Source organism: Stenotrophomonas sp. Steno-C18 (assembly GCF_056393195.1).
In genome coordinates this window covers 299,811-318,026 of sequence record NZ_JBWJOX010000003.1, presented here as the reverse complement: position 1 = coordinate 318,026, position 18,216 = coordinate 299,811, and the positions used below count along the sequence as shown (strand labels likewise).

General features: G+C 69.2%; 17 protein-coding genes. 6 read left to right on the top strand and 11 right to left on the bottom strand.

Annotated elements, in window-relative coordinates; translation table 11 throughout:
• Positions 1-5 precede the first annotated feature (5 nt).
• The 3 genes from AC06FE_RS08710 to AC06FE_RS08700 are packed head-to-tail and all read left to right on the top strand — an operon-like array spanning position 6 to position 3,255.
• On the top strand, positions 6-1,034 hold the full coding sequence (locus AC06FE_RS08710; RefSeq protein WP_478072815.1) for an SIS domain-containing protein: 1,029 nt from the start codon (positions 6-8) through the stop codon (positions 1,032-1,034).
• Positions 1,034-2,182 carry an N-acetylglucosamine-6-phosphate deacetylase gene (gene nagA / locus AC06FE_RS08705; RefSeq protein WP_478072814.1) on the top strand — a complete coding sequence of 383 codons (1,149 nt, stop codon included), beginning with the start codon at positions 1,034-1,036 and terminating at the stop codon, positions 2,180-2,182. Before AC06FE_RS08710 ends, nagA begins: the two co-directional genes overlap by 1 nt.
• Complete coding sequence (locus AC06FE_RS08700) at positions 2,182-3,255, top strand: acyltransferase family protein (protein WP_478072889.1); 1,074 nt, start codon at positions 2,182-2,184, stop codon at positions 3,253-3,255. The genes nagA and AC06FE_RS08700 overlap by 1 nt, the downstream gene beginning before the upstream one ends.
• Before the next feature lie 245 nt (positions 3,256-3,500).
• On the opposite strand, the gene AC06FE_RS08695 is transcribed toward AC06FE_RS08700, so the two are convergent.
• Entirely contained in the window at positions 3,501-4,730 is a 1,230-nt protein-coding gene (locus AC06FE_RS08695) for a multifunctional CCA addition/repair protein (protein WP_478072813.1), read from the bottom strand.
• 111 nt (positions 4,731-4,841) lie between these two features.
• Positions 4,842-6,785 (bottom strand): transglycosylase SLT domain-containing protein, encoded by a 1,944-nt coding sequence (locus tag AC06FE_RS08690; RefSeq protein ID WP_478072812.1) that lies wholly within the window; start codon positions 6,783-6,785, stop codon positions 4,842-4,844.
• A gap of 178 nt (positions 6,786-6,963) precedes the next feature.
• On the opposite strand from AC06FE_RS08690, the gene AC06FE_RS08685 reads away from it, so the two are divergent.
• Positions 6,964-7,374 carry an ExbD/TolR family protein gene (locus AC06FE_RS08685; protein ID WP_478072811.1) on the top strand — a complete coding sequence of 137 codons (411 nt, stop codon included), beginning with the start codon at positions 6,964-6,966 and terminating at the stop codon, positions 7,372-7,374.
• Positions 7,375-7,483: 109 nt separating this feature from the next.
• On the opposite strand, the gene AC06FE_RS08680 is transcribed toward AC06FE_RS08685, so the two are convergent.
• From AC06FE_RS08680 to AC06FE_RS08665, 4 genes are all read right to left on the bottom strand, one after another.
• Positions 7,484-8,221 carry an endonuclease/exonuclease/phosphatase family protein gene (locus tag AC06FE_RS08680; RefSeq protein ID WP_132866222.1) on the bottom strand — a complete coding sequence of 246 codons (738 nt, stop codon included), beginning with the start codon at positions 8,219-8,221 and terminating at the stop codon, positions 7,484-7,486.
• Between the two features lie 70 nt (positions 8,222-8,291).
• Positions 8,292-9,095, bottom strand: a complete 804-nt coding sequence (locus AC06FE_RS08675) for a thiol:disulfide interchange protein DsbA/DsbL (protein ID WP_192287664.1) — start codon at positions 9,093-9,095, stop codon at positions 8,292-8,294.
• A 128-nt stretch (positions 9,096-9,223) separates the two neighbouring features.
• Positions 9,224-9,874: a thiol:disulfide interchange protein DsbA/DsbL gene (locus AC06FE_RS08670; protein WP_192287663.1), complete on the bottom strand. Its 651-nt coding sequence runs from the start codon at positions 9,872-9,874 to the stop codon at positions 9,224-9,226.
• 93 nt (positions 9,875-9,967) lie between these two features.
• Positions 9,968-10,753 (bottom strand): c-type cytochrome, encoded by a 786-nt coding sequence (locus tag AC06FE_RS08665; RefSeq protein WP_132865638.1) that lies wholly within the window; start codon positions 10,751-10,753, stop codon positions 9,968-9,970.
• 172 nt (positions 10,754-10,925) lie between these two features.
• Between AC06FE_RS08665 and yihA the strand changes: the two genes are divergently transcribed.
• A complete protein-coding gene (yihA, locus tag AC06FE_RS08660) occupies positions 10,926-11,561 on the top strand; it encodes a ribosome biogenesis GTP-binding protein YihA/YsxC (protein ID WP_192287662.1) in 636 nt (211 codons plus the stop codon).
• A 169-nt stretch (positions 11,562-11,730) separates the two neighbouring features.
• On the opposite strand, the gene AC06FE_RS08655 is transcribed toward yihA, so the two are convergent.
• From AC06FE_RS08655 to AC06FE_RS08645, 3 genes are all read right to left on the bottom strand, one after another.
• The gene (locus AC06FE_RS08655; RefSeq protein WP_478072810.1) at positions 11,731-12,708 is read right to left on the bottom strand and encodes an MBL fold metallo-hydrolase; all 978 of its coding nucleotides are present in this window, start codon (positions 12,706-12,708) and stop codon (positions 11,731-11,733) included.
• A gap of 99 nt (positions 12,709-12,807) precedes the next feature.
• Positions 12,808-13,641 (bottom strand): helix-turn-helix domain-containing protein, encoded by an 834-nt coding sequence (locus tag AC06FE_RS08650; protein WP_478072809.1) that lies wholly within the window; start codon positions 13,639-13,641, stop codon positions 12,808-12,810.
• A gap of 3 nt (positions 13,642-13,644) precedes the next feature.
• Positions 13,645-14,343, bottom strand: coding sequence for a VIT1/CCC1 transporter family protein (locus AC06FE_RS08645; protein ID WP_478072808.1), 699 nt, complete (start codon positions 14,341-14,343; stop codon positions 13,645-13,647).
• Between the two features lie 238 nt (positions 14,344-14,581).
• On the opposite strand from AC06FE_RS08645, the gene AC06FE_RS08640 reads away from it, so the two are divergent.
• A complete protein-coding gene (locus AC06FE_RS08640) occupies positions 14,582-15,946 on the top strand; it encodes a glutamate--cysteine ligase (protein WP_478072807.1) in 1,365 nt (454 codons plus the stop codon).
• A 105-nt stretch (positions 15,947-16,051) separates the two neighbouring features.
• On the opposite strand, the gene AC06FE_RS08635 is transcribed toward AC06FE_RS08640, so the two are convergent.
• Positions 16,052-17,506: an ATP-binding protein gene (locus AC06FE_RS08635; protein WP_446539978.1), complete on the bottom strand. Its 1,455-nt coding sequence runs from the start codon at positions 17,504-17,506 to the stop codon at positions 16,052-16,054.
• A complete protein-coding gene (locus AC06FE_RS08630; RefSeq protein WP_132865631.1) occupies positions 17,503-18,216 on the bottom strand; it encodes a response regulator in 714 nt (237 codons plus the stop codon). Before AC06FE_RS08630 ends, AC06FE_RS08635 begins: the two co-directional genes overlap by 4 nt.

Below are 18,216 nucleotides of genomic sequence, written 5' to 3'. Positions count from 1 at the left end.
GATCCATGGCACTGCCGAGTGAGACGCAAACCCTGATGTTCAACGAGGCCGCGCAAAGCGCCTCGGTCATCGCCGCCCAGTTCGCGCGCAACCGCGAGGTGGTCCAGGCACTGGCCAGCGACCTGCGGCAGAACCCGCCGCCGTTCGTGGTCACCTGCGCACGCGGCAGTTCCGATCACGCGGCAACCTACGGCAAGTACCTGTTCGAGACCCAGCTGGGCCTGGTGACGGCCTCGGCGTCGCCGTCGGTGGGCTCGGTCTACGAAGCGCCGCTGCAGGTGCGCGGCGCGCTGTACATCGTGATTTCGCAGTCGGGCAAGAGCCCGGACCTGCTGCGCAACGCCGAGGCCGCCAAGGCCGGCGGCGCACGCGTGGTGGCGCTGGTCAACGTCGAGGATTCGCCGCTGGCGCAGCTGGCCGACACGGTGATCCCGCTGGGCGCCGGTGCCGAGCGCAGCGTCGCGGCGACCAAGAGCTACCTGGCCTCGCTGGCCGCGATCCTGCAGCTCGGCGCTTACTGGAAGAACGATCCGGCGCTGATCGCTTCGCTCGACGCCCTGCCGGCCGCCATGTCCCAGGCTTGGGAATGCGACTGGACCGCGCTGACCGATGGCCTGGTCGATGCCCATAACCTGTTCGTGCTGGGCCGCGGCCCGGGCCTGGCCGCCGCGCAGGAGGCCGCACTCAAGTTCAAGGAAACCTGTGGCCTGCACGCCGAGGGCTACAGCTCGGCGGAAGTGAAGCACGGCCCGATGGCGCTGGTCGGCCGCGACTTCCCGGTGCTGGCCTTCGCCCAGCCGGATGAAACCGGCAGTGGCACCCGCGCCGTGGCCGAGGAGTTCGCCGCGCGTGGCGCGCAGGTGTGGCTGGCCGGCGAAGGCGGCAGCCTGCCGACCGTCGTCGCGCCGCACCCGCTGTGCGCGCCGCTGCTCACCATCCAGAGCTTCTACCGGGCCATCAACGCGCTGGCCCTGCGCCGTGGCCACAATCCGGATTTGCCGCCGCACCTGAACAAGGTCACGGAAACGGTCTGATGAACACCGTACTGCGCAACGGCCGGATCCTTGCCGGCGAGGACTTCCGCGACGACGTCGCGGTGGTGGTGGAGGGCGGCCGCATCGTCGCGGTGCTCGCCGATGACGACGCGTCGCTGCAGGCGGCCGATGTCCAGGTCGATCTGGGCGGTGGCTGGCTGATGCCGGGCTTCATCGACGTGCAGGTCAACGGCGGCGGTGGCGCGCTGTTCAACAACCAGACCGATGTCGATGCGCTGCGCACGATGATGGCCGGCCACCGCCGGTTCGGCACCACCGGCATGCTGCCGACGCTGATCAGCGACGACGCCGAGGTGATGGCGCGTGCGGTGCAGGCCACCCGCGATGCCATCGCCGCCAAGGTGCCCGGCGTGCTTGGCATCCACCTGGAAGGCCCGTACATCGCGCCGGCCCGCAAGGGCACGCACGATGCCGGCAAGTTCCGCGTGCCCGATGCCGATGAAGTACGCATGGCCACCGCGCTGGACAACGGCGTCACCCTGATCACGCTGGCACCCGAACGCGTGCCGGTGGAAACCATCGCGCAGATGGTGGCCAACGGCGCCATCGTCGCGGCCGGCCACACCGCGGCGACCTACGAGGAAATCCGCGCCGGGCTGGATGCCGGTGTCAGCGGCTTCACCCACCTGTACAACGCGATGTCGCCGTTGCAGGGGCGTGACCCCGGCACCGTCGGTGCCGCGCTGGAGGACCCCCATAGCTGGTGTGGCGTGATCGTCGACGGCGTGCACGTGCACCCGGCCAGCCTGCGCGTGGCCTTGGCGGCCAAGCCGCGCGGCAAGGTGTTCCTGGTGACCGATGCGATGCCGATGGTCGGCTCGGACAGCCCGGCCTTCGAGCTGTACGGGGAGGTGATCACCGCCGTCGATGGCGTGGTGCGCAATGCCGCCGGCTCGCTGGCGGGCTCGGCTTTGGACATGGCCACGGCCGTGCGCAACACCGTGCAGTTGCTGGGCCTGCCGCTGGCAGAAGCCTCGCGCATGGCTTCGACCTACCCGGCCCGGTTCATTGGCCTGGGCGAGCGGTACGGGCATATCGCCGCCGGCTACGCTGCGGACTTCGTGTTGCTGGATGAGGCCCTGCAGGTGCGGGCCACCTGGATTGCCGGTCAACCCGAACAGGCCTGATCGCCATGAGCAAACCCCTGCGTTATGCCTCGGTGGACGCCCTGCGTGGCCTCACCGTGGCCGCGATGCTGCTGGTCAACAACCCCGGCAGCTGGGGGCATGTGTTCGCGCCGCTGCTGCATTCAGAGTGGAACGGCTGCACGCCGACCGACCTGGTGTTCCCGTTCTTTCTGGTGATCGTCGGCGTGTCGATCGCGCTGGGCGTGGTGCCACGGGTGGAGCAGGGCGCCGACCGCGCGGCGCTGAGCCGCACGGTGCTGGTGCGCGCACTGCGCATCCTTGGCCTGGGCCTGCTGCTGCACCTGCTGGCCTGGTGGTGGCTGGACCTGGCCCACTACCGGCCGTGGGGCGTGCTGCAGCGGATCGGCCTCTGTTTCGCGGTGGCGGGCATGGCCGCGATCTGGCTGCGACCGCGCGCCCAGTGGCTGTGCCTGTTCGGCCTGCTGGCGGGCTACGCACTGCTGCTGGCAGCGGGCGGTTCATTGGCGCCGTGGCTCAACCTGCCCAGTCGCGTGGACACCGCGCTGTTTGGTTCGCTGCTGTACCAATACGACCCGGTGATCGGTCACGGCCATGATCCCGAGGGCCTGATGTCGACATTGGGCGCACTGGCATCGACGCTGATCGGCCTGCAGGCCGGTGCGTTGCTGCGTACACGCCCCGCGCGCCTGCTGCTGGGTGCAGGCGTGCTGTTGGCGCTGGGCGCGGTGTGGTCGATGTGGCTGCCGTTCAACAAGAACCTGTGGACACCCTCCTACGTGCTGTGGACCGCGGGCTGGGCGTTCGCGGCATTGTGGCTGGCGCACGTGCTGATCGATATCCGCCATTGGCCTGCGCTGGGCCGACGCTTCGGCGTCAACGCGATCACCGCCTACGCCGGCTCCTCAGCGATGGTGCTGGCGATGATGGCCACCGGTAGCTGGGGCTGGCTGTACACGCACGTATTCGAGCGCTGGATCACGCCGCTGGCCGGCGCGCAGGGCGCGTCGCTGGCGATGGCATTGGCGTTCGTCGCGCTGTGGTGGCTGCCAATGGCATGGATGGACCGGCGGAAGATCTATCTGAAGATCTGACGTCGCGCATCAGGGGCGCCCGGCATCGCGGTGCTGTCGGGATGACCTTTTCGCAGGCTTCATGCGAGTTCCACGTAGGAACGGCTTCAGCCGCGAAGCCGCTGATGCGACAACTCGCCAAGGATCATGCAATTGCATGCGGCAGCACTTGCCTCTTCATCCCGGGCTTCGCGGCTGAAGCCGCTCCTGCAGCGGCGCGGTGTTGACCGCGTGGCGGGCGCCACGAGCCGGGAGTTCATCCCCGGCTACGGTTGGCTCCGGGCCTTGTGGATCGCGGCGACGCGCGCCTTGTTCAATGCTTCACCGATCGCCGGGCCCTGCAGGCCTGCGGTGGCGATGTCGCGGGCGTTGATCGCCAATGCGGCGGCGTGCAGGCGCTGCAGTGCCTGGCCCTGCGGATAGCCGCTGTCCTCGAAGCCGAGGCGGCCCCGCTTGTCGCATTCACAGGCCAGTGCGATCTGCGCGATCCGCTCGGGGCGGCGGAAGCCGTCGCAGCGCTGGATCAGCTCGAGCACGGTGGCATCGCGCAGTTCATCGATGCGGTGCACGTTGAGGTGCTCGCGGCACACTGCTTCGGCGAGTTGGCGATGGTCGGTCGGGACCTTCAGGCGCTCGCACAGCGCCGCCAACGGCTTGAGCCCGCGCTGCTCGTGCATGATGTGGCGCGGCAGTTCGTCGCTGGGCGTCAGGGCCTTGCCCAGGTCATGGGTGAGCGCGGCGAAGCCGATCAGGTCGTCGCCCGGCGCCAGCCGCGCGGCCATGTCGCTGACCATTTCCTGGTGGATGCCGGTGTCCACCTCCGGGTGGAACTCGGCGCGTTGCGGCACGCCGTACAGCGCATCGAGTTCGGGCAGGATCGCCTTCAGTGCGCCGGTATCGTGCAGGCAGCGCAGGAACGCGGAGGGCCGTGGCAGGGCCAGGGTGCGGCGCAGTTCCTGCCAGATGCGCTCGGGCACCAGCGCGTCGAGTTCGCCGCTGGCGGCCATCTGCCGCATCAATTCGGCGGTTTCGGGGGCCAGGGTGAAACCCAGCGGGGCGAAGCGGGCCATGAAACGGGCCGCGCGCAGCACCCGTAGCGGATCTTCGATGAAGGCCGGGCCGACGTGGCGCAGCACGCGCCGCTCGATGTCGCGCACGCCGCCCCAGGGGTCGACCAGCTCACCGGTGGTCTCGTCGCGGGCGATGGCGTTGATGGTGAAGTCGCGGCGTTGCAGGTCTTCTTCCAGCGTCACCGACGGGTCGGCGTCGACCACGAAGCCACGGTAGCCGCGCCCGGATTTGCGTTCGGTACGTGCCAACGCGTATTCCTCGCCGCTGTCCGGGTGCAGGAACACCGGGAAATCCTTGCCCACGGCCTTGAAGCCGCGCGCTTCCATGTCCGATTGCGTGGCACCGACCACCACCCAGTCACGGTCACCGGCCGGCTGGCCGAGCAGTGCGTCGCGGACTGCGCCGCCTACAAGATAGATCTTCATGCCGACATGATGCGGCGCAGGGCGCGTCAACGGTAGTGCCGGGCCGTGCCCGGCAGGACTCCCGGGCAACGCTTCAGCACCGCATGGCTGCGCTTGGCCATGCGGCGTCGGTCAGGGCGTGGGGCAGGTGAATGTCTTGCGTGCCCCGTCGACCTTGCCGACCATGCGGTCGCTCAGGGTCAACGCGTTGCCGTTGAGGCGCCAGTCGTAGATGACGCTGAAGGCCAGGACGCGCGCCACGTACTCGCGGGTTTCCTTGTAGCTGATCGTCTCGATCCAGAAATCCGGGTCGTAGTTGGGGCGCTGGGTCTGCCAACGCGCGGTCGGGGTGGGGCCGGCGTTGTAGGCGGCGATGGTGACGTACGGCTGGCCGCCGTACTTGTCCATCAACTGGCGCAGATAGGCGGTGCCCAGGGTGATGTTGGTGTCCGAGTCGTACAGGCTGGCCGCACCGCCGTAGCCGCTCAGGCCAATGCTCTTGGCGACGCTGGCACCGGTGGCCGGCAGCACCTGCATCAGGCCCATGGCATTGGCCGGCGAGCGGGCCTTCGGGTTGAAGATGCTCTCGGCACGGATCTCGGCGGCCACCCAGGCCGGGTCCAGCGCATTGCGACTGGCTTCGCGGCGGATGGTGTCGTCGTGGTGCAGCGGGAAGCGCAGCGTGTACAGGCGCTGTTCCTGCGCGCCCTTGAGCGCGAACACGGCGCGGTCGAACCAGCCGTTGGTGCTGGCCACTTCCACGGCCAGACGGCGCTGGGTGTCATCGAAGCGGGTCAGCGCGTCGGCCCACTCACGCGCGGCCCAGGTTGGGCGTTCGATCTTGAACAGTTCGATCGCACGGACCAGTGCCGGGTCCCGTGCCACCGTTGCCTTGGCCTGTGCGCTGTCGCCGGGGTTCCACGGGCACAGCGCGTAGGGTTGCTTGAGCTTGTCGGCGGCCAGGAAGCCGTGGAACGTCGGTTCGGTGGCGGCGGCACGGTACAGCGCGGTGGCTTCGCCGGGACGGCCGGTCTTCTCCAGCAGCCGGCCCTCGAACCAGCGCCAGCGCGAATCATTGCGCTGCGTCGCCGGCATCCTGCGGATGGCTGCCAATGCCGCCGGCCAGTCGCCGCGGGCCATGGCTTCGCGGGTGCGCCATTCGTGCAGGCGTTCGTCGTAGGCCGATTCGGGCACCGCAGCCAGCCGGCGTGCCGAATCCGGCAGGTAGGAGGCCACCGTCCACAGTGCGATCTCATACAGCACCTGGCCCTGCTGTTCGGCGCTCAATCCCAGCGCCTGCGCGTACTGTGGCAACTGCTGCTCGGCGGCGCCGGGGTCGGCCTTGGCCAGCCGCTGCAGGCCGTCGGTGGCGATGCGGCGGCTGCGCTCGTTCTTCGGCCAGTTCAGTGCACGGGCGTCGGGCTTGTCGACGAAGGCGGCGTAGTCATTGGCCTGGGCCAACTCGGTGGCCGGCAGACCACGTGCGGCGGCGCGCATCACCGCCGGTTGCTGGGCATCGGCGGCCGCATCGATGCGTTCCCAACGCAGCGCCGGTGACAGGCCGCCGCGGCTGGCGAGCACCGCGAACACCGGGTCGCAGGCATCGGGCAGCGACTTGCCGCTGCTGCGCCACAACGCCTGCGCATCGCTGGTCCACTGTGCGTCGGCCTTGCCGGTGGCCTGGCGGGCGTTGAGTTCGGCGCAACGCAGGCCGGCATCGTTGCCGGGTTTCCAGTTGGCCAGCAGGGTCGGCCAATCCTGGCGGCGGGCCAGCGCCGGCAGCCAGGCGGCACGGAAGGTCTCGGCCACCGCCTGGCCCTGGTAGCGCTTGAGGAAGTCCTGCGCCTGCGGCGTGCCCAAGGTGTCGATGTTGCGACGCAGGGCGCTGTACTCCAGCCAGCCGTACAGCGGGTGATTGCGCAGGCTGGCGGCGGCATTGGCATCGAACTGGCCGCGTTCGGCGTTGTCGATGGCGCTGCGCATCGTCGCGCGCTGGGCATCAAGGTTCTGTGCGCAGGCGGCAAAGCCGGTCAGCAGGGAAAGGGCGGCCAGTGGCGTCAGGAAAAAATGCTTCATGGCCGAAGGATACCGACCGCGGCGTCAACGACCGAGCGACATTCCAACTGGTGGATGAATGGAACGGGCCTCCTCACGCCAACGCGGGCTGAACGGGCATGCCAACCGCGATGGCATTGCTCCGGCAGCGGCGTAGCGTTGGATCCGAGGCAACCGGCCTCGCCCCGGGGAACTGGACATGGCATTCAGTGCGGCAGGCAATTCCGGACGTCCGTTGGCCGACATCAACGTCACCCCGCTGGTGGACGTGATGCTGGTGTTGTTGATCATCTTCATCGTCACCGCGCCGATGGTGGCCGTTCCCATCCCGGTCGACCTGCCGCAGCGCAGCGAGCGGTTGGTCCAGCGCCCGGATCCACCGCCGCCGATCGAGCTGCGCGTGGATGCCGGCAACCAGTTGTTCTGGAACGGGCAGCCGATCGGCCGCGCCACGCTGCAGGCGCAACTGCAGGAACAGGCGCAGGCGCATGCCGGCAACCTGCCGGAGCTGCGGATCGACGCTTCGCCCGACGCGCAGTACGAGGTGATGGCGCAGGTGCTGGCCGATGCCAGCAACGCGCACATGCAGCGGATCAGCTTCGTGCGCTGAGCAGGCGGGGTGGCGCACGCGGACAGGCCCGCCAAAGCCGGCGGGAACCGCCATGAAATGACGAAGGCCGGCAATGCCGGCCTTCGTTTCGTTGCCGCGTTGCCCGGCCTCAGCGCAGGCTCTCGCCCGGGACCTGGACTTCCATTTCCACCGCCAGGTGGTCCGAGTGCGCCGCAGCGACCGCGCGGGTGTCGACCATCTTCAGGTTGTCGGTGAGCAGGATGTGGTCGATGGCGCGGTCCGGCCCCCAGCTCGGGAAGGTCAGCACGTTGCAGCTGGGCGGCTGCAAGCGGGTCTTGTGGTACAGCACGCGCATCTCGGGCCGGTCGGCCATGCAGTTGAAATCGCCCATCAACACGGCATTGGGCAGGTCGGACAGCAGGTCGGAGATGAAGTCCAGCTGCGACAGGCGCGAGGCCATGCCCAGCGACAGGTGCGCCACCGCCACGGTCAGGCCCTGGTCGCCATCACCGAAGCGGGCGACCAGCACGCCGCGCCCGCCGAGGCGGCCGGGCAGGGCATGGTCCTGCACTTCGACCGGCTCCAGCCGGCTGAGCAGTCCATTGGCGCTGGAAGCGACGCCGCCCATGCGCCGGTTCGGCTGGTGGCTCCAGTAATTGAAGCCGGCCCGCTCGGCCAGGTAGTGGGTCTGGTTGGTGAAGCCCGAGCGCAGGCTGCCGGGGTCGGCTTCCTGCAGGCCCACGATGTCGCGGCCACTGGCCAGCTTGGCGATGGCGTCCAGGCTGGAGCGCTTCTGTCCGGCGGGCAGGGCGTGGGACCAACTGCGGGTGACGTAGTCGCTGTAGCGGCGGGTACTGGAGCCGGCCTGGATGTTGGCCGTCAGCAACCGCAATGTCTGGGTCTGGGATTTCACGACGTGCAAAACCAAGGGCCCCGTTTCCGAGGCCCTGGTGTCCTTACTGGGCGTTGGCGGCGCGTTCGCGCGCGATCAGGTGGTCGGCGATGCGGAGCATGTCTTCATAGCTCTTGCCCTTGACCAGGTACTTGCCGTTGACGATCAGCGACGGGGTGCCGGTGATCTTGCTGCGCTGGGCGAACTGCTTGGCGCGGTTGACCTTGGCGGCCACCGAGAAGCTGGCCATGGTGTCGGTGAAGGTCTTCGGCTGCACGCCGTACTTGGCGTAGAAGTTGGCGATGTCTTCCGGGGTGTCCATGCCGCGCTCGCCCTTCAGGGTCTGCTCGATGTGGATGGCCGAGTACAGCGCGTCATGGGTCTTTTCCTGCACGCCCAGGGTTTCGGCGGCATAGAAGGCGCGGGCGTAGTTGTCCCACATGCTGCCGAAGGCGGCCGGGACATAGACGAAGTTCACGTCAGCCGGCAGGCCGGCCTTCCAGGAGTTCACCAGCGGCTGGAAGCGGGCGCAGGCCGGGCAGACGTAGCCGAAGATCTCGGTCACCTCGACCTTGCCGGTGGCCGGCTGGAACGGCTGGCCGCCTTCGATGGCGACGTAGTCGGTGCCTGCCACCGGCTCGGGGCCGACCGGACGCGCTGGTGCCGGCACCGGGGTGTTGGCGGCAGCGTCGGCCGGGGCGGCCTCGCTTGCCGGAGCGGCTTCGGTGGCGGCCGGGGCCGCTTCCGGGGTGGTCTGGGCTGCCGGAGTGGTGGCCGGGGCGGTGGTGTCGGCGGTGCCGTCCTGGGCCTTGCAGGCAACCATCAACGGAAGCAGGGCCGTCAGGGCCAGGGCGAAGCGGATCTTCATCGGGTGGGATCTCCAGCGGGATTCTTGGATGCATTCAGGCCGCAGCGTCGCGGCCGGCGCTCGCATGATGCCATTATCGACAGGCTTGGCTGAACCGGCAGATCGGCCCAGCCATGGATCGCAATGTCTCAGCGGGCCCTGCCGCCGCCGGCGCGTTCGCGGGCGATCAGGGCGCTGGCGATGCGGAGCTGGTCATCGAAGGTCGCGCCCCGCACCAGGTACTTGCCGTTGACGATCAGCGCCGGGGTGCCCGGGACGCGTACGCGCTGGGCGAAGGTCCGGGCATTGCGGACCTTCTGCTCGACCGCCTCGCTGCGCAGGGCCTCGATGAAGCGGTCCGGCTGCACACCGTAGCTGGCGTAGAAGTTGGCCAGTTCGCTGGGCGAGACATTCTGGACCGGCAGGCTGCGCTGCTCATGCAGGGCCTTGAACACGTCGGCATGGCTGCGCTTGAGCACGCCCACCTGCTCGGCGGCGTAGAAGGCGCGGGCGTAGGCATCCCAATAGCCGCCGAACGCGCCCGGTACCGGGGTGAAGCGCACGTCGGCCGGCAGCTTGGCGGCCCAGGCTTCCAACTGCGGCTCGAAGTGGGCGCAATGCGGGCAGGTGTAGCCGAACACTTCGACCACCTCGATCTTGCCGGCCAGCGGCGCAAACGGGCCGGGCTGTTCGATCAACTCGTAGTCCTGGCCCTCGACCGGGGTGGCATTGCTGGCCGCGCAGGCGGCCAGGGGGAGCAGGGCACACAACAGCAGGATCAGTCGGGGGAACAACGTCATGGGGGAGTCTCCAGTGGAAAAAGCGACGCCGACCTTGCGGCCGGCGTGTCTGCGTATCGTGCAGTTGCCGGGTCGCCGGAGCGACCGGCAGGGTCAGGGTTGCGAGGCGGCGGCAACCACCTTGGCGTCCGAAGCCCGATCATGCAGGCCCTGGATGTAGCTGGCCAGCGCCTGGATCTCCTGCTCGGTGAGCGCATGGCTGACCTGCTGCATGATCCTGAACTGGGCCGCGTCGGTTTCCTGGGTCTGGCCGGACTGGTAGCGCTGCAGGCGCTGGGCCACGTAGCCGGCGTGCTGGCCGCCGATATGCGGGTAGGCCGGGCCGGGATTGCCGGCACCGGTAGGGCCGTGGCAGGCCATGCAGGCCGGGATGTTGCGGCTGGCGTCGCCGCCGCGGTAGAGCTTCTGGCCGATCTCGAAGAACTTCATGCCGGCATACGGGCCCTCGGCGACAGCGGCATCGTCGGCCACGCCGGCACCGGGCTTCTGGGTGGCGAAGAACGCGCCGATGTCACGCATGTCCTGCGGGGTCAGGCCCTGCACGAAGGGCAGCATCGCCGCGACCGCGCCTTCGTTGCGCTGGCCGTTGGCGATCAGGGCCATTTCTTTGGCGATGTAGCGCTCGCTCTGGCCGGCCAGACGGGGGTAGATCTCCACCGCGGAGTTGCCGTCGGCGCCATGGCAGGCGGCGCAGGTGGAGGCCTTGGCTTCGCCGGCCTTGGCGTCGCCGGGCTTGGTCTTGCTGAAATCGACCTCCAGCGAGGCGGTCTGCACCGGCGCGTTGTCCGGGACCGGGACGACCGAACTCTGGGCAAAGGCAACAGCGGCAATGACGGGAACGACTAACGCGGTAACGGCAAGAACACGAGCATGGCGCATGCGGAAGCTCCGTGTGGACCGGCCGGGCGGGGCTGTGCGCCGGCATCGGTCGGATTATCAACGCCGTTTTGCGGCAGGGTCAACGAAGCAGTGCAGCAAAAAAGCCGGGGCAGGGCGGTGCTGCAGGGCAGCGTGAACCACGCGCGGCACCGCAACATGCGATCCTATGCGCATGTCACAGCTCATCGAACGCGCCCGTTACCTGCTCTCGGCCCACAATGCCCGGCAATTGCCGGACGACGAAGGGGCCGAAGTGGCTTTCGCCGGCCGCTCCAACGCCGGCAAGTCCAGCGCCCTCAACGCCCTGACCCGCCAGAACGCCCTGGCCCGCGTCTCCAAGACACCGGGCCGCACCCAGCAGCTGGTGTTCTTCCAGATCACGCCCGAGGCGCATCTGGTCGACCTGCCCGGCTACGGCTACGCCAAGGTGCCGCTGGAGCTGCAGGCGCACTGGCAGGCTTTCATCGACAAGTACTTCCGCACCCGCAATGCCCTGAAGGGGCTGGTGGTGGTGATGGACATCCGTCACCCGCTGAAGGAATACGACCTGCAGATGCTGGGTTACGCGGTACAGCGCGGCCTGCCCGCGCACGCGCTGCTGACCAAGGCCGACAAGCTCGGCCGTGGCCAGCAGGGCCAGACGCTGCAGAAGGTGCGCAAGGAGCTGCACGCCAAGTTCGGCGATACGGTCAGCGTGCAGGTGTTCTCCGGTGAGTCGAAGCAGGGCGTGGAAGAGGCCCGCACGATCATCGGTGGTTGGCTGGGGTTGAACCCGCCGGCCGAGGAAGCGCCGGCCCCGCAGGGCTGAGCCCTGCCCGGCACGTAGGCCATCGGCAGGGCCGCCGCCGCGCGGCCCGGTGCTGCCGGGCGGCGGTTTCCGCCTAGGCGCCCCTCCCCGACCCTCCCCTTCGCTGCGCGAAAGGGAGGGGCCGGTCATGGCCCTCGCCGTACGGAAGCGAGGGGGCAGGGCCGGTCTGTCATGGCGTCAGCGGCGAGAACTCGGCCGGTACCCAGGCGTAGGCCTCGCCTTCACGGCGGACGTGGCCCAGGCCCGGGAAAGGCAGGTGCGCACCGGCGACCCACCATCCCTTGTCGGCGGCCTCGGCCAGCATGCGACGGCGGCTGGCGATGGCCGCTTCGGGATTGCTGTCCGCCTCGAAGGACACGTCGGGGCGGGCGAACTGCACGGCATGGAAATGCACCAGATCGCCCCACACCAGCAGTTGCTGGCCGTTGCCTGCGTCCACGTTGTAGGAGGTGTGGCCGGGCGTATGACCGTGGCTGTCCAGTGCGCTGATACCGGCGGGCAGAGTATCGGCCGGTACGAAGCGATGCAGGCGGCCGCTGGCCGCGTACGGGGCGACGGCCTTGCGGGCGAGCGGGAACGCGGCCTGCACGCGCTTCGGTGCGGCGGTCTCGCTGGCTGGGTCCAGCCAGTAGTCGGCATCGGCGCGTGACAGCCAGACCGTGGCGGTCGGATAGGCCGGTTTGCCGTCGGCGTCGAGCAGCCCGCACATATGGTCCGGGTGCGCGTGGGTCAGCAGTACCTCATCGACTTCGGCCGGGTCGTAACCGGCGGCGCGCAGATTGCCCAGTACCTGGCCCAGCCCCGGGCCGAAGCATTGGGCGGTGCCGGTGTCGATCAGCGTGAGGTGATTGCCGTTCTGGATCAGGAAGGCATTGACCGCCGTCTGCAGGCCCTGATCATTCTCCGGGACGTAGCGGTGGTCCAGCAGTCGGGTGACGGTCGCGGTGTCCACGCCGGCCATTTCCCGTCGGCCCAGCGCCACGGTGCCGTCGAACAGCGCGGTGATCCGCAGCGAGCCGATTGTTTGGTGATAGACGCCCGGGACCTGTCGGTCGGGGGTGTGCGAGGTGCCGGCCTGGGCGCTGCCGGCGCAGGTGGCGGCCAATAGCAGGAGAGCTGTCAGTGGGCGCTTTGAACGTGGGGACATGCAGGTTTCATCCGTTTGCGGCGGCGCCGCGGTGTCTGCATGGTGCGTCGGTTGCGGCGAGCGTTCCGCTCAGAATGGTGCGCGAACCGCTCGTGGTGCTCAGTCGTTGCCGATGTCTGCCGGTTCCATGCCGTAGCGGTCGACGAAGCGCTTGTTGAAGCTGGCCAGCGAGCTGTAGCCGGAGCGTGCGGCCACCGTCTTGAGCGGCAGCCGGGTGGTGTAAAGCAGCTGCATGGCATGGGCCAGACGGGCATCGACGACCAGCTCGCGCAGTCCGAGTTTTTCCATTGCCAGACGTCGCCGCAGGGTGGCGCCGCTGATGCCGAGGTGTTGTTCAAAATCGCGCGACTGCCAGACGCGTTCCGGTTGTGCGGCGACCAGATCGCGGATGCGTTCGCCCAGGCCGGGCTCGGGGGGAATCAGCAGGCCGCCCAGACCGCGCCGGCACAGGGTCAGGGTGAAGGTGGCCAGCGCCGAGCGGGCCTCGCTGTAACGGGCTTCGCGCAATGCCTGCCGCCATTGCAGCAGGATCGGGGCGTGTTCGTGCAGCAACTGTACGGCCAGCGCCTGCCCGGGTTCGGGCAGCGGTTCGTTCCACAACATCCGCGCGGCGCTGAGTACATCGGGACAGAACGGCACGATGGCGCTCACATATCTGCCGGTGTCGGGGTCGGGACTGTTGACCACGTCGAAGCGGCAGCGGCGGGTGACCACGAACAGATCCCCCGGCCCCAGATCCAGCGACTGCTGGGCGGTACGGACCTGCTTGCGCCCCTGCAGCAGGATGGCGAACTGCGGCTGTGGAATCTCCACCGAGCTGGCACCGTGTTCGCGTCGGGCGGTGATGCAGGCGTAGCCATTGGCGAACTGGCAGTCGGCCAACGAGGCAAACTGGGCCAGCACCTGGGTGGCATGGTCGGCGGGCAGGTTCATGGCTTAGACCGCAGTATTGAACAACTGACCGATGCCGGCGGCTGCGGACATAGCCAACGCACCCCAGAACATCACCCGCAAGGCACCGCGCAGCACGGGTGCGCCGCCGGCCTGCGCGGCCAGCGCGCCGGTGATGCTCAACCCGACCAGGGTAGCCACGGTGGTGATCGGTGCCACGTGCGCATGCGGGGCCAACACCGTGGTCAGCACCGGCAGGGCCGCGCCGGCGATGAAGGCACCGGCCGAAGCCAACGCGGCCTGCAGCGGGCGGGCGCGCAGTTCCTCGGTGATGCCCAGTTCGTCGCGGGCATGCGCGGCCAGCGCGTCGTGCGCGGTGAGCTGCTCGGCGACCTGCTGGGCCAGTTCCGGCGACAGGCCGCGCTGGCGGTAGATCATCGCCAGCTCCTGCAGTTCGCTGTGCGGGTCCTCGTGCAGCTCGCGGCGCTCCACCGCCAGGTCGGCGTGTTCGGTGTCGGCCTGGGACTGCACCGAGACATACTCGCCGGCGGCCATCGACATCGCGCCGGCAACGGTGCCGGCCACGCCGGTGGCCAGCACGGTGGAGGCCGGGGCGCCGCTGGCGGCGATGCCGACCACCAGGCCGGCGACCGAGACGATGCCGTCGTTGGCGCCCAGCACGGCGGCACGCAGCCAGCCGACGCGGTCGGAACGGTGGATTTCGCGATGCGGGGTGCGGGTCATGCCGGGCAGTGTAGGACGCATGGCCCGGGGCCAGCGGAATCAAACGCGTTATCAGCTGCATGCCGTGCCGGCGGCGCGTCCGGGGCGCCGGCAGGGGCCGGTCAAGCCGTTGCCGGTGGGATGCTGAAAACCGCCACGGTGACCGGTGGATAACGGGCTCCGCGATATAGTGCGCACTTGTGATGCCGGGGCCGGGTCCCCACATCCCCGCCCAGAACAGAACCTTGCGAGCCTGCCCTTGTCGAGCCCCAGCCACGTCGCCGATACCCCCATCACTGACCGCGACCAACTGGTCCAGAGCATTGCTTCCGGCGAAAAGCCCAAGGCGCAATGGCGGATCGGCACCGAGCACGAGAAGTTCGGCTTCCGGCTGGATGACCTGCGCCCGCCGACCTTCGACGGTGACCGCGGCATCGAGGCACTGCTGACCGGCTTGACCCGTTTTGGCTGGGAGCCGGTGCTGGAGAACGGCCGCACCATCGCGCTGCTGCGCGACGGCGCGTCGGTGTCGCTGGAGCCGGCCGGGCAGCTGGAGTTGTCCGGCGCGGCACTGGAGACCCTGCACCAGACCTGCGTGGAAACCGGCACGCATCTCAACGAGGTGGCGCAGGTGGCCGGCGAGATGCAGCTGGGCTTCCTGGGCATGGGTTTCCAGCCCAAGTGGACGCGCGCGGACATGCCGTGGATGCCCAAGGGCCGCTACCAGATCATGAAAAGCTACATGCCCAAGGTCGGCTCGCTCGGCCTGGACATGATGACCCGCACCTGCACGGTGCAGGTCAACCTGGACTACGCCAGCGAAGCGGACATGGTGAAGAAGTTCCGCGTGTCGCTGGCGCTGCAGCCGATCGCCACCGCGCTGTTCGCCGACTCGCCGTTCACCGAGGGCAAGCCCAACGGCTACCTGAGCTACCGCTCGCACATCTGGACCGACACCGACGCCGACCGTACCGGCATGCTCGACTTCGTGTTCGAGGACGGTTTCGGCTACGAGCGTTACGTGGACTACCTGCTCGACGTGCCGATGTACTTCTCCTACCGCGACGGCATCTACCACGATGCCAGCGGGCAGAGCTTCCGCGACTTCCTGCAGGGCAGGCTGCCGGTGCTGCCGGGCGCGTTGCCGACCCTGCGCGACTGGTCCGACCACATGACCACCGCGTTCCCGGAAGTGCGGCTGAAGAAGTACCTGGAGATGCGTGGCGCCGACAGCGGCCCGTGGAGCCGCATCTGCGCGCTGCCGGCGTTCTGGGTGGGGCTGCTGTACGACCAGACCGCGCTGGACGCGGCCTGGGACCTGGTCAAGGATTTCAGCCTGGCCGAGCGCCACGCGCTGCGTGACGGCGTGCCGAAGCACGCGATGCACCTGCCGTTCCGCGACGGCACGGTGCGTGACCTGGCGCGCCGCGCACTGGAGATCTCACGCGACGGCCTGCGCCGTCGTGCCGCGCTCAATGGCGATGGCCAGGATGAAACCCGTTTCCTCGATGTGCTGCAGGAAATCGTGGATTCCGGCAAGACCGCGGCCGAGCGCAAGCTGGAACTGTTCCATGGGGAATGGAACGGCAACATCGACCCGGTGTTCACGACCTTCGCCTATTGAGCCGGCGCGGGGCGCAATCCGCTTCCCGCCGCCGCTCCGTTCCGACCGTTGCCTGCCGGTGCAGCCCTGCCTTCCCGTGCACGGCTGAGCGCGGCGATGGGCGGCTCAGCCGTTGGCCAGGTCCGGCGACAGGCAGGGCAGGCTCAGCGTCGCCCGCAGCCCACCATCGTCGCGATTGCGCAGGCGCAGGGTGCCGCCGTGGTCGAGCACCACGCTGTGCGCCACCGACAGGCCCAGGCCGATGCCGCCGGTATCGCGGTTGCGCGATTCCTCGCCACGCGCGAACGGCAGGAACAACTCGTCCTCGCGCGCGGGGTCGATGCCGGGGCCATCATCGTCCACGTCCAGCACCACGTTGCAGCCCTCGCGCTGCAGGCGCAGCCGCGCGTGCTGGCCGTACTTGAGGGCGTTGTCGATCAGGTTGGACAGGGCGCGGCGCAACGCCAGCGGGTCGCCGCTGACCAGCGCCGGCTCGGAGGCGGTGACGGTGACATCGTGGCCGGTGTCGGCCAGGTCACCGGCCACGCTTTCCACCAGCGAGGCGAAGTCCAGGCGGCTGCGTGGGCCGCGCTGTGACTGCCCGTGCAGGAAATCCAGCGCGGCGGTGATCATGGTGTTCATCTCGGCGATGTCGGCGCTGGCCTTGTCGCGGGCCTCGTCCGGCAGCGCATGCAGGCGGAACGACAACCGCGCCAACGGCGTGCGCAGGTCGTGCGCGATCGCGCCGATGGTGCGGGTGCGTTCGTCCAGCAGGCGGTTGATGCGGGCCTGCATGGCATTGAACGAATCGGCGGCGCGGGCCAGCTCGGCCGGGCCGCTGCGGTCCAGCGGCGGCGCGCCGGGATGGCTGCCGAGCCGGTCGGCGGCCTGGGCGAAGCGGCGGATCGGTGCCGACAGCGCGCGCGAGAACCACCAGGCCAACGGCAGCATCACCGCCGCACCGAGCAGGAACAGCACCAGCACGTGGCGCGCCACGCTGGGCAGCGCGCCGGGCATGCGGTGGGTCACGCTGCGCCAATGCCCGTCCGGCTTGCGCACCGCCACGAAGAAGTCGCCGAACAGCGGCGCGTTGGCGCGACGGATGTCGTCGGGCGAGGGCGGCTGCCGCGGGGTTTGGCCGGCCGCCGGCGGCGGGCGGTCGTCCGGATCGAAACCCGGGCCGGGCCCGGGGCCATGTCCTGGCGGGCGGGTCGGATCGAACGGGCGTTGCCATTGGCGGCTCTGGCGCAGGACGTCCACCGGTACCGGCAGGCGCATGCCGCGGCAGTAGTGCAGGGCATCCACGTCGACGTTCATCCAGCCGGCTAGGCGCCGGCCCATGAACCAGTCTTCCTGCTGGCCATCCGGGCAGGCCGGGCGTTGCGCGCTGTCGGTGACGGTCAGCCGGCTGTTGGTGGGTGGCAACTGGCTGGACAGCAGCGCCACCACCTCGGACAGCGGCACGCCCACCGGCCGCACCGGCGGCCGGGTCAGCAACAACCCGAAGCCCAGCGCGAGCGCCACCAGCAGCGCGCCCAGCAGCAGCAGGAAGGTGCGGGCGAAGATCGGCAGGGGCTTCACAAACGGCGGACCGTGGGCAGCAGCAGGTAGCCTTCGTTGCGGACGGTGCGGATCAGTTCCGGGTGGCCGCGCTCGTTGAGCTTGCGGCGCAGGCGGCTGATCTGGCTGTCGATGGCGCGGTCGTAGACCTCGCAGTCCTGGCCGCGGGCCTGGGTGAGCAACTGGTCGCGGCTGAGCACCCGCTGGGGATGCTCGACGAAGCTGCGCAGCAGGGTGAACTCACCGTCGGACAGCGAGATGTAGGTGCCCTCCGGGTCACGCAGGTCGCGGTGCAGGGCATCAAGCCGCCAGCCGCCGAATTCGTAGATCGGGTGCGGCGCCGAAGAGGTCGGCTCCACGCTGGTCTGCGCCCGCCGCAGCAGGGCGCGGATGCGCGCCAGCAGCTCGCGCGGGTTGCAGGGCTTGGACAGGTAATCGTCGGCGCCGACTTCCAGGCCGATGATGCGGTCGGTGTCGCTGCCCAGCGCGCTGAGCATGATCACCGGCGGGGGGTTGCGTTCGCTGGTCAGCTGGCGCACGGCGCTGAGGCCGTCCTCGCCGGGCATCATCACGTCCAGCACGATCAGGTCGGGGCGCTGGTCGCGCACGGCCAGCCGCAGCTGGGCGGCGTTCTCGGCGGTGGCGACGTGGAAGCCGTGCTGGGCAAGGAAATCGGCGATCAGGCGGCGCAGGTCCGGATCATCGTCGACCACCAGGATATGGCTGGACAT

Excerpts from the sequence above, each read along its gene's own strand:
- AC06FE_RS08710 (WP_478072815.1), top strand. The coding sequence starts at position 6 with ATGGCACTGCCGAGTGAGACGCAAACCCTGATGTTCAACGAGGCCGCG.
- nagA (WP_478072814.1), top strand. The coding sequence starts at position 1,034 with ATGAACACCGTACTGCGCAACGGCCGGATCCTTGCCGGCGAGGACTTC.
- AC06FE_RS08695 (WP_478072813.1), bottom strand. The coding sequence starts at position 4,730 with ATGAAGATCTATCTTGTAGGCGGCGCAGTCCGCGACGCACTGCTCGGC.
- AC06FE_RS08690 (WP_478072812.1), bottom strand. The coding sequence starts at position 6,785 with ATGAAGCATTTTTTCCTGACGCCACTGGCCGCCCTTTCCCTGCTGACC.
- AC06FE_RS08685 (WP_478072811.1), top strand. The coding sequence starts at position 6,964 with ATGGCATTCAGTGCGGCAGGCAATTCCGGACGTCCGTTGGCCGACATC.
- AC06FE_RS08675 (WP_192287664.1), bottom strand. The coding sequence starts at position 9,095 with ATGAAGATCCGCTTCGCCCTGGCCCTGACGGCCCTGCTTCCGTTGATG.
- AC06FE_RS08670 (WP_192287663.1), bottom strand. The coding sequence starts at position 9,874 with ATGACGTTGTTCCCCCGACTGATCCTGCTGTTGTGTGCCCTGCTCCCC.
- AC06FE_RS08665 (WP_132865638.1), bottom strand. The coding sequence starts at position 10,753 with ATGCGCCATGCTCGTGTTCTTGCCGTTACCGCGTTAGTCGTTCCCGTC.
- yihA (WP_192287662.1), top strand. The coding sequence starts at position 10,926 with ATGTCACAGCTCATCGAACGCGCCCGTTACCTGCTCTCGGCCCACAAT.
- AC06FE_RS08655 (WP_478072810.1), bottom strand. The coding sequence starts at position 12,708 with ATGTCCCCACGTTCAAAGCGCCCACTGACAGCTCTCCTGCTATTGGCC.
- AC06FE_RS08650 (WP_478072809.1), bottom strand. The coding sequence starts at position 13,641 with ATGAACCTGCCCGCCGACCATGCCACCCAGGTGCTGGCCCAGTTTGCC.
- AC06FE_RS08645 (WP_478072808.1), bottom strand. The coding sequence starts at position 14,343 with ATGACCCGCACCCCGCATCGCGAAATCCACCGTTCCGACCGCGTCGGC.
- AC06FE_RS08630 (WP_132865631.1), bottom strand. The coding sequence starts at position 18,216 with ATGTCCAGCCATATCCTGGTGGTCGACGATGATCCGGACCTGCGCCGC.